The 9,898-nt window shown below is 56.3% G+C and carries 9 protein-coding genes; 6 read left to right on the top strand and 3 right to left on the bottom strand.

Features of this window, described 5'->3' with window-relative positions; genetic code table 11:
* Together MCRY_RS23055 and MCRY_RS21890 are read right to left on the bottom strand one after the other, a co-directional pair.
* Window positions 1–499, bottom strand: a 499-nt coding sequence (locus MCRY_RS23055; protein ID WP_176234552.1) for a hypothetical protein, incomplete at its 3' end; no start/stop codon positions are given.
* Window positions 492–1,691 carry a tyrosine-type recombinase/integrase gene (locus MCRY_RS21890; protein ID WP_085633841.1) on the bottom strand — a complete coding sequence of 400 codons (1,200 nt, stop codon included), beginning with the start codon at window positions 1,689–1,691 and terminating at the stop codon, window positions 492–494. The genes MCRY_RS23055 and MCRY_RS21890, both read right to left, overlap by 8 nt.
* Window positions 1,692–2,053: 362 nt before the next feature.
* Between MCRY_RS21890 and MCRY_RS21880 the strand changes: the two genes are divergently transcribed.
* From MCRY_RS21880 to MCRY_RS21855, 6 genes are all read left to right on the top strand, one after another.
* Window positions 2,054–3,634, top strand: a complete 1,581-nt coding sequence (locus MCRY_RS21880; protein ID WP_085633837.1) for an ABC transporter substrate-binding protein — start codon at window positions 2,054–2,056, stop codon at window positions 3,632–3,634.
* 117 nt (window positions 3,635–3,751) lie between these two features.
* On the top strand, window positions 3,752–5,317 hold the full coding sequence (locus tag MCRY_RS21875; RefSeq protein ID WP_085633835.1) for an ABC transporter substrate-binding protein: 1,566 nt from the start codon (window positions 3,752–3,754) through the stop codon (window positions 5,315–5,317).
* Window positions 5,318–5,368: 51 nt separating this feature from the next.
* Window positions 5,369–6,349, top strand: a complete 981-nt coding sequence (locus tag MCRY_RS21870; RefSeq protein ID WP_085633833.1) for an ABC transporter permease — start codon at window positions 5,369–5,371, stop codon at window positions 6,347–6,349.
* A complete protein-coding gene (locus MCRY_RS21865; protein WP_085633831.1) occupies window positions 6,349–7,293 on the top strand; it encodes an ABC transporter permease in 945 nt (314 codons plus the stop codon). The genes MCRY_RS21870 and MCRY_RS21865 overlap by 1 nt, the downstream gene beginning before the upstream one ends.
* The gene (locus MCRY_RS21860; RefSeq protein ID WP_085633829.1) at window positions 7,293–8,267 is read left to right on the top strand and encodes an ABC transporter ATP-binding protein; all 975 of its coding nucleotides are present in this window, start codon (window positions 7,293–7,295) and stop codon (window positions 8,265–8,267) included. The genes MCRY_RS21865 and MCRY_RS21860 overlap by 1 nt, the downstream gene beginning before the upstream one ends.
* Window positions 8,267–9,229, top strand: a complete 963-nt coding sequence (locus MCRY_RS21855) for an ABC transporter ATP-binding protein (protein WP_085633827.1) — start codon at window positions 8,267–8,269, stop codon at window positions 9,227–9,229. Before MCRY_RS21860 ends, MCRY_RS21855 begins: the two co-directional genes overlap by 1 nt.
* 31 nt (window positions 9,230–9,260) lie before the next feature.
* Here the strand turns inward: MCRY_RS21855 and MCRY_RS21850 are convergent.
* Window positions 9,261–9,898, bottom strand: a 638-nt coding sequence (locus MCRY_RS21850) for a trehalose-6-phosphate synthase (RefSeq protein ID WP_139834155.1), incomplete at its 5' end; no start/stop codon positions are given.

The following is a 9,898-nucleotide window of genomic DNA, read 5'->3' as shown; positions in this document are numbered from 1 at the left end:
GAGCGTCTGCGTGAAGCGTGTTTGGGGCTTTTTTTCCGGTTCGAATTTCCCAAACTTTACGCAAACTCGCGGCCACAGCGCAGGACTTCCAATCAATATTTCTGTCTCTCTTTACCGTTGGGAGGGTCGCAAGGCACTCTTGAAGCGCTTTCTTTAAATTATGGGAGTGAGCATTGTATCCAGACAGCCTGAAACCATTTGGGTCGCTGTCATCAAATAATACTTCGGCTTCAAGGTAGCTATTGAAATCGTTCCGTGTAGGCAAAGACATCTGCCAATATAATTTGTCGAGCTTGGAAGCCAATGACACCGCTTCCCGTAAAGTCTCGGTGTCTTGGGCACTACGGCCTCCTTGAAACGCCTCTTGTCCTCGGCTGTATAAGTTGGAAAGTCGAGCCGCCACTAGATCGTCTGAAAACCCTTCAGGAACAGATTGTTTCTCATGCGACGAAAAGTGATGTGTGAGTACATGAGCAATCGGTGCCGTCTTGTCATCCATTGAACAAACCACGCAACACGACATCACCAGCGCGTTCCGAACAGAAGGTACTCCACCGCTCCATCAAAACCCGCCGCTGCTCCAAGAAATCCGTCCGCCGATACGCTCGTTCCACCTTGTTGCCCGCGACATGACCAAGGCAAGTTTCCGCAACCTCATACGGCGTTTGGGTAGCCTCTGCGGTCCAGTCGCGGAATGACGACCGAAACCCATGGGGCCGCTCGGCCATGCCGCGACGGTCCATGTATCTAGACATCGTGGCGTCCGAGATAACGCCGCGCTTCACACCGGGAAAAAGAAATCCATCCCGCGCAAAAGGCTTGGCCTGTTCAATCACGGCTAGCGCCTCGGTGGACAGCGGCACCCGAAAATCGCTGGTGGCGTCTTTGCGGCCTTTCATGGCTTCTGCCGGTATGGTCCAAATGTCGCCTTCGATCTGGTCTAGCTGTAGGAAGCGCAGCGGATAGGACCGCACGGCGGTCAGGATAAGCAAACGCAATGCGAGTTCTGTGACCGTCCCCTCTGTCAGTGATTGGTAAAAGGTTGGCACGTCCTGCCAATGCAGTGCCGGGGTATTCTGTGTCTGGTGGCGCTGCTTTCCTAAGAGCGCCTTGGCTTTCTCGGTGGCTTGTAAGTCAACCTCCAAGCCAAGCGCAGCGGCATGACGCATGCAGATCGCCAGTCGGTTCATCGCCTTGCGGGCAGTCTCTGCCTTTTCGTGCCAGATCGGGGCCAGAGTGTCGCGGATGTCGCGCTGGTCAATCTCGGACACTGGCACTTTGCCCAGTTTGGGAAGGACGTGTATCTCAAGAGGCGAGAACCAACGGCCTGCGGTTCCATCGCCTTTCAATTCTGCCTTTCGGCTCTCGAAAGCATCCAGCGCGATGTCGTGCAAAAGGTGCATGTTTCGCTCTGCATCACGGGCCAGCTTGTCGCGCAGCTTGATCGGGTCTTTGCCCTCTCGCACGACAGCCCGCCATTTTTCAGCTTCCAGTCGCGCCTCTTTCAGCGATACGGCGGGATAAGCCCCCAAGCCCATTTCACGCCGCCGCCTATGGACCACGACACGCAAGAACCACTTGGCGTTTCCGTCCTTCGATTTAGCGAACCAAAGCCCGCCCCCGTCCGACAGCTTGCCCGGTCCTGCCGATTTCAACCTTTGGGCTGAAAGCTTGTTTAATGCTCTTGTCATCTGGTCCACCCTTCGGTCCACCCGCAACATATAGTATGCGGTGGGGCGTCATGGAACACCGAGATGCAAAGAAAGTCATGAAATTGAAGAGAATGTGTTCTGCGCGGTGTCCCGTGATATACCTAGATATAGTATTTCAATGCCTCTCTTGGGCACCAAATTTTTCACACAGTTCAAATTGCAAACAAATGACGTTTTTGGCGTCTTGTTCGGCTGTGAGGTCTGCTTGAAAAACGGAAAATTTCCTGTCCTGAATTGACGTTGCGCCCGCCTGTCTTGCCAAGGGCTTGCCAATCTTGATCGCTTGGCAAAGAGTGTCGGGATAACAAATCACCAACGAAAACAAACGACAGGGAAGTCTCATGAAGACGACATTTGCTTTATCTATGGCTGCGGCCCTATTGGCGACGACTGCAACCGTCAGCGCCGAAACACTGCGCTGGGCGCGTTCTGGCGATGCACTGACACTGGACCCGCATGCACAGAATGAAGGACCGACTCACACAATCCGCCACCAGATGTACGAGCCGCTCATCATCCGTGACGTGACCGGTGCGTTCGAACCGGCGCTGGCCACCGACTGGGCGCCGAGCGCCGATGATCCCAATGTCTGGGTTTTCAACCTGCGGCAGGGTGTGAAATTCCATGATGGTGCCGACTTTACGGCTGAAGACGTTGTCTTCAGCTTTGAACGTGCCAAGCAGCCGAACTCGGACATGAAAGAGCTGATCGGCTCAATCACCGAAGTGCGTGCGGTGGATGATTACACCATTGAAATGGTAACCGATGGTCCGAACCCGATTCTGCCGTCCAACCTCACCAACCTTTTCATTATGGACAAGGGTTGGACCGAAGCGAACAACACTGCCAACGTGCAGGACTTTGAAGGTGGCGAGATCACTTTTGCTACCACAAATGCCAATGGCACCGGTCCTTACGTGCTGCAAAGCCGGGAACCGGACGTGAAGACCGTCATGGTGAAGAACGACAATTACTGGGGCATTGACCAGTTCCCGATGGAAGTGACGGAAATCGTCTACACTCCGATCCAGAACGCAGCGACCCGCGTTGCAGCGCTGCTGTCAGGTGAGGTCGATTTCCTTCAGGACATGCCCGTCCAAGACCTTGAGCGCGTCAACAATGCGGATGGGCTTATGGTCAAACAGGCGCCGCAGAACCGTGTGATTTTCTTTGGAATGAACATGGGCGCCGATGATATCGAAGCCGATAATGTCGATGGCAAGAATCCATTGGCCGACGTGCGTGTGCGCAAGGCGATGTCGATGGCCATCAACCGCGATGCAATCCGCCAAGTTGTGATGCGTGGACAAAGCGAGCCCGCTGGTATGATCGCGCCGCCCTTTGTCAATGGTTGGACCGAGGCGATGGATTCCGAATCCACCACGGATATCGAGGGCGCGAAAGCGCTCTTGGCCGAGGCAGGATATGCGGATGGTTTCTCGATCCGTCTGGATTGCCCGAACGACCGCTATGTCAACGACGAAGCGATCTGTCAGGCCGCCGTCGGCATGATGGGTCAGATCGGCGTGACCGTGAACCTCGATGCGAAACCCAAGGCGCAGCACTTCCCGCTGATCACAGATGGAAACACCGATTTCTACATGCTGGGCTGGGGTGTTCCAACCTACGATTCCGAATATGTCTTCAACTTCCTCGTGCATGGCAGGGAATCGGACATCGGCACTTGGAATGGCACCGGCTACGACAATGATGAACTGGATGCGAAGATCAAATCGCTTGCTTCGAACACCGATCTCGAAGCGCGCAACGCTGACATCGCGTCGATCTGGCGTGTGGTTCAGGATGAACAGCTCTACATCCCGATTCATCACCAGGTTCTGAACTGGGGCATGTCTGAAAAGGTTGGCATCGACGTTGACCCCGAGGATCAGCCGAAGATCAAATACTTCACAATGAACTGATAGTACGGGTGCGCCCTTGTGGTGCGCCCGTCCAACATGGTCAGGTACACCATGCCAATATGTCGCGGCCTTCTGACTGGGCCGCGACATCGCTCATTGTAGCCAAAGGGAAATGCCATGCGACGTTTACTTAGACTGGCAGCTGTTATAGCTGCGTTTGCCCCTGCTGTGCAGGCCGAAGAATTCACCTGGGCAGTGAATACCGATCCGCAGACGATGGACCCGCATGCGGTCAACTCGGCACCGGTTCTAGGCTTTCTGAACAATGTCTACGAAGGACTTGTCCGTCGCGGCAAAGACATGACGGTGGAACCTGCACTTGCAACCTCGTGGGAACCGATTGGCAATGGAGAAGGCTGGCGATTCACGCTCCGCCAAGGTGTGACGTTCCATGACGGGGCAGAGTTCACTGCTCAGGATGTTTTGTTTTCATATCAGCGCGCTTCAGACGAAGTGTCCGACACGCGAAGCTGGTTTGCGCCGGTATCCGACGTTGTCGTCGTCGATGACTACACCGTTGATTTCATGACAACCGCACCCAACCCGATTTTCCCGGGGTCGATTGCTAACTGGATGATCATGGATAGTGGTTGGGCCGAAGCGAACAACGCGGCACTGCCGGATAAAGAGAATGGCAACTATGCCACGCTGAACACCAACGGCACCGGCGCATTCCGCGTGACAGCCCGCGAGCCGGGTTTGCGCACGGTACTTGAACCGTTCGACAGCTGGTGGGATGAAGCTGAGCACAACATCACCCGTGCCGAATTAACGCCGATCCAGAACCCGGCAACGGCACTTGCAGCGCTTCTGTCCGGTGATGTGGATTTCATTAATCCAGTGCCGATCCAAGATGTGGCGCGGCTTAAGGAAAATTCAGATGTCGACGTCATTCAGGGCATCGAAGCGCGGGTCATTATGTTGGGTTTTCCGCATGAGGCAGAAACGCTCAAATATTCTTCCGAGACAACTGACGCCAACCCATTCGCCGATGTGCGTGTCCGTCAGGCCGTGGCCCATGCAATCAATGTCCCGGCGATCCTTCAGACCATCATGCGCGGGAATGCCGAAGAGGTCAGCCAATTGGTCAGCGCGGCAATGCAGGGCTACGTTCCTGCCCTTGCAGAGCGCCCCGCGCATGATCCGGATCGTGCCCGTGCTCTGCTGACTGAGGCGGGCTATCCCGATGGGTTTAGTTTTGGATTCAAATGCACAAACAACCGCTACCTGAACGACGAGGCCGTCTGTCAGGCAATCACGGGCATGCTGGCTCAGGTGGGTATCACTGCAACTCTGGATGCAATGCCGGTGCAGAACTACTGGCCGGAACTTCGCGCTGACAATTATGACATGTTCCTTCTTGGCTGGTCGCCGGGCACGTTCGATGCAGAACATCCGATCCGCTTCCTTGCCGCCACTCCAAACGAAGAATTGCGTGTCGGGAGCTGGAATTTTGGCGGTTATTCCAACGCGCGGGTGGATGAGCTTCTGCCGATGATCCAGTCCGAGATTGACCCGGTTGCACGTCAGGCGATGATCGACGAAACCACCAAAATCCTGCAGGACGAAATGGCTTATGTGCCAATGTATGTGCAGCCCTTGGTGTGGGGTGTTCGCAGCAATATCGAACTGACACAGCGTCCGGATGACTTCTTCATCCTGCGCTGGGTGACCGTAAACTAAAGCGTTCCGGGGGCTGAGACCCGCCCTCGGACACAGACCACCGGGGGCGACATGCTCGCATATATCATTCGGCGTGTTGGACAATCGGCGCTTGTGCTGCTGATCGTCGGGCTTGTCGCTTTTTCGATGTTCCGTTTTGTCGGTGATCCCATCGACAACATGCTGGGGCAGGAGCGCACGGCCGAAGATATCGACCGTCTGAGGGCGCAGCTTGGCCTCGATCAGCCTTTCGTGGTGCAATACTACAAGTTCCTCGAAGGCGCGGTTCAGGGCAATTTTGGCGTCAGCTACCGACAGGGCAGGCCCGTCGCGGAGATCCTGTTGGAACGCGCGCCCGCCACGCTTGAGCTTGCGATGGTGTCCGGCGTTCTGGCGATCCTGTTTGGCATTGCGCTGGGCGTGTTTACGGCGATCAGGCGCGATGGTGTCTTGGCAAATGTGATCATGTCCGGATCGCTGATCGGGGTTTCTCTACCCACCTTCCTGATCGGCATCCTGCTGATCTATCTTTTCTCAGTCGAATTGGGCTGGCTGCCCAGTTTCGGGCGGGGCGAAACTGTGGACCTTGGGGGGTGGTCGACTGGTTTCCTGACGGAAAGCGGGCTCAAAGCGCTGATCCTTCCGTCGATTACGTTGGGACTTTATCAGATGACGCTGATCATGCGTCTGGTGCGATCCGAGATGTTGGAAGTCCTTAGGCAGGACTACATCCGTTTTGCCCGCGCGCGGGGTCTTCGCGACCGCGCCGTGAATTTCCGTCACGCGCTCAAGAACACGATGGTGCCAGTCATTACAGTGATCGGTCTTCAACTTGGCGCGATCATTGCCTTCGCCATTATCACCGAAACCGTATTCCAATGGCCGGGTGTCGGACTTCTCTTCATCAACGCAATCCAGTTCGTCGATATCCCCGTCATGGCCGCTTATCTGATGCTGATCTCGGTGATGTTCGTCGGGATCAATCTGCTGGTGGACATCCTTTATTTCTTCATTGACCCGCGCCTGCGGGCGGACCGGTCAGGAGGCCACTGATGTCGGATTTTCCAATCCCGGTAAAACCCAAGTCACGCTTCCGCCTCGCGTTGGAAAGCGACCTTTTTTACACCTTCAAACGATCCCCTGTCGCGATGGTGTCGGCGGCGGTGGTGCTGGTCCTTGTTCTGGCTGCCGTGTTCGCACCTCTGATTGCTCCAACCAATCCGTTCAATCCGGCATCGCTCAATCTGATGAACGGTTTCACGCCTCCAATGGCACCGAACGCGTTTACGGGGGACTCGTTCCTGCTGGGCACTGACGATCAGGGCCGGGACGTATTCTCGACCATCCTTTACGGAATGCGTATATCGCTGTTCGTGGGCGTGGCAGCCGTGTTCTTCGCAATGGTCTTCGGGATCACGTTAGGGCTGATCTCTGGCTATGTCGGAGGCTGGACAGAAACCATCATCATGCGCACTGCCGATGTACAACTGACCTTTCCGTCGATTTTGGTGGCGATGCTGATCTTTGGTGTCGCCAAAGGCGTCACACCTGTTGAATATCGCGATCAGATGGCGATCTGGGTGCTGATCCTTGCGATTGGCCTGTCTGACTGGGTGCAATTCGCGCGGGTTGTTCGCGGTGCGACGTTGGTCGAGAAGAACAAGGAGTATGTGCAGGCGGCGCGGCTGATCGGGCGTAAACCCGGAGCAATCATGCTACGCCACATCCTGCCGAATGTGCTGTCCCCAGTTCTCGTAATCGCGACGATTTCGCTGGCGTTGGCCATTATCGCCGAAGCAACGCTAAGTTTTCTGGGCGTCGGCGCTCCGCCAACACAGCCATCTCTGGGCACGCTGATCCGCATCGGTCAGGGCTTCCTGTTCTCTGGTGAATGGTGGATTTTGCTGTTCCCAGCGGCAACGCTTTTGGTCCTTGCGCTGTCAGTGAACCTGCTGGGCGACTGGCTGCGTGACGCCTTGAACCCGAGGCTCCGCTGATGGCTGATCCAGTTCTTTCAATCCGAGACCTGTCGGTCGAAATTCCAACGCGTCACGGGATTGTGCGACCCGTGGATGGTGTCAGCTATGACATCCAGGCGGGAGAGATCCTTGGCATCGTCGGCGAAAGCGGCGCGGGAAAGTCGATGGCAGGGAATGCCGTGATCGGGTTGCTGACACCGCCAGCGCATATCTCCAAGGGTGAGATTTGGCTGAACGGACAGCGCATTGATCATCTCAAGGGCGATGCGATGCGGCGGCTGCGGGGCAAGGAGATCGGCATGGTCTTTCAAGACCCGCTGACCTCACTCAACCCGTTGCTTCGGATTGGCGATCAGTTGACGGAAACCATGCTGACTCACCTTCCGATAGGCCGGGCCGAAGCCGAAAAGCGCGCGGTGGCTGCCTTGGAAGAAGTCGGCATTCCCGGCGCGGCAGAGCGGGTGAACAGCTATCCACATGAATTCAGTGGTGGGATGAGACAGCGCGTTGTGATCGCACTTGCATTGTGTGCTGAACCGTCGCTGATCATCGCAGATGAACCAACAACTGCGCTCGATGTGTCGGTGCAAGCGCAGATTATCGCGCTCTTGCGGCGCCTCTGTCGAGATCGCGGAACTGCCGTGATGCTGATCACGCACGACATGGGGGTTATTGCTGAGGCCACAGACCGCGTTGCGGTGATGTATGCCGGGCGTTTGGCCGAACTGGGACCGGTGCGAGATGTGCTGACCCACCCGCAGCATCCCTATACACATGGGCTGATGGCCTCTACGCCGCTGGCCTCGCAGGGCAAAAGCCGCCTGCACCAGATCCCCGGCGCGATGCCGCGTCTGGATGCGGTGCCGGATGGGTGCGCGTTCAATCCCCGCTGTCCTTATGCAACGGAAAAATGTCGGCAGGCCCCGGTGCCGCGTGTGAGCAATGGTCAGGCCGCTTGCTGGTATCCTCTCGTCGATGAAAAGGTCATCTGATGGCGCTTGTTAAGGTCAAAAACCTCAGCCGTGTGTTCGACGTGTCGAAGCCTTGGCTGAACCGTGTGATCGAACGTCGCTCTAAGGCCTTTCTGACTGCGGTGTCCGAGGTGGATTTCGACGTGGAACCGCGTAGCACCTACGCGCTTGTCGGCGAAAGCGGGTCGGGCAAGTCAACCATCGGCAAAATGCTGGTGGGCCTGTTGAAACCGACCTCTGGGGTTGTCGAGATCGAAGGCATTGATCTGGCGAGCGAGACCGATGCGGCCAAGATCGACGCGATCCGGTCTGACATCCAGATGATCTTTCAAGACCCTTACGCGTCACTCAATCCGCGATGGCGGGTTAAGGATATTATTGTGGAACCGGTCGCATCGCGTGGAGGGAACACCGAAGGGTTGTCTGAAAGGCTGCTCGAACAGGTCGGATTGTCGGTGCAGGACGCTGGCAAGTTCCCGCACGAGTTTTCTGGTGGTCAGCGCCAGCGAATCTGCATCGCCCGTGCGCTTGCGTCAGAGCCGAACCTGATCGTCTGTGACGAACCTACCTCAGCTTTGGACGTTTCGGTGCAGGCACAGGTTCTGAACCTGATGAGCGATCTTAAAGATGATTTCGGTTTGACCTATGTTCTGATCAGCCACGATCTTACCGTGGTACGGCACATGGCTGACAAGATCGGTGTGCTATATCTCGGACGATTGGTCGAAGAGGCCGCACCTGAGGATCTGTTCGAAACCCCAAAGCACCCCTATACGCAGATGCTTTTGGAAGCCGCACCTCAGATGGACGGGTTCGGGCGAGAGGTTCTGCCGCCTGAAGGCGAAATTCCTGATCCGATCACTCCACCGTCAGGGTGTGCCTTTCACCCGCGCTGCCCAATCGCCCAGGACGTCTGCAAACGTGACCGCCCGGCGATGCGACAGATCAACGGCATACGCGTTGCGTGTCATCTCGCGGAATGAAAAACGGGGCCGTGTTGGCCCCGTTTCGAGATCAGGCTGCTGATTTCTGATTGTGGGGCAAGAGGTTTTCCACTGACCGGCCCCAACTTGAAAGGTCGTATTGTCGTACAGCACGTTGCATGGAAGCCATACGATCAAGGCGTTCCGGCTCGGACATGTCCAGCGCCTGGCAAATCGCGACGTCCATAGACCGGTTCGAGAACGGATTGGTTGCGACAGCAGCCTCAAGTTCAACTGCTGCTCCGGCGAATTCCGACAGAACCAAAACCCCGTCACCATCCACCCGCGAGGCGATGAACTCTTTGGCAACGAGGTTCATGCCATCCGCCAAAGGCGTGATCCAGGCAATGGCTGCAGCACGATAATAAGCTACCAAATCTTTGAATGGTATCGCCCGCGAAACAAGAGTGATCGGCTGCCAATCCAAGGACCCGAAGCGCCCGTTGATACGCCCCGCCGCTTCTTCGATGGCAGACTGGATTTCCCCATAGGCGGCCATGCCCCGGTTTGCGCTGACCGAGACATGCATCAACTGAACTTTGCCACGAAATTCAGGATGATCCTCGAGAATGCGCTCAAACGACTGAAGCTGCTCGATGCCCCCCTTGGTATAATCGGTGCGACCAACCGACAGAATAAGCTTGCGATCTCCGAGATCCCGAAGAAGCT

It is taken from the genome of Marivita cryptomonadis (genome assembly GCF_002115725.1).
Classification (GTDB): domain Bacteria; phylum Pseudomonadota; class Alphaproteobacteria; order Rhodobacterales; family Rhodobacteraceae; genus Marivita; species Marivita cryptomonadis.
Note: the sequence above shows the minus strand (reverse complement) of the source record. Positions and strands in the feature narration are given on the sequence as shown.

What these genes read in the sequence shown, in the direction of transcription:
- MCRY_RS21890 (WP_085633841.1), bottom strand. Translation starts at nt 1,691, where the DNA reads ATGACAAGAGCATTAAACAAGCTTTCAGCCCAAAGGTTGAAATCGGCA.
- MCRY_RS21880 (WP_085633837.1), top strand. Translation starts at nt 2,054, where the DNA reads ATGAAGACGACATTTGCTTTATCTATGGCTGCGGCCCTATTGGCGACG.
- MCRY_RS21875 (WP_085633835.1), top strand. Translation starts at nt 3,752, where the DNA reads ATGCGACGTTTACTTAGACTGGCAGCTGTTATAGCTGCGTTTGCCCCT.
- MCRY_RS21870 (WP_085633833.1), top strand. Translation starts at nt 5,369, where the DNA reads ATGCTCGCATATATCATTCGGCGTGTTGGACAATCGGCGCTTGTGCTG.
- MCRY_RS21865 (WP_085633831.1), top strand. Translation starts at nt 6,349, where the DNA reads ATGTCGGATTTTCCAATCCCGGTAAAACCCAAGTCACGCTTCCGCCTC.
- MCRY_RS21860 (WP_085633829.1), top strand. Translation starts at nt 7,293, where the DNA reads ATGGCTGATCCAGTTCTTTCAATCCGAGACCTGTCGGTCGAAATTCCA.
- MCRY_RS21855 (WP_085633827.1), top strand. Translation starts at nt 8,267, where the DNA reads ATGGCGCTTGTTAAGGTCAAAAACCTCAGCCGTGTGTTCGACGTGTCG.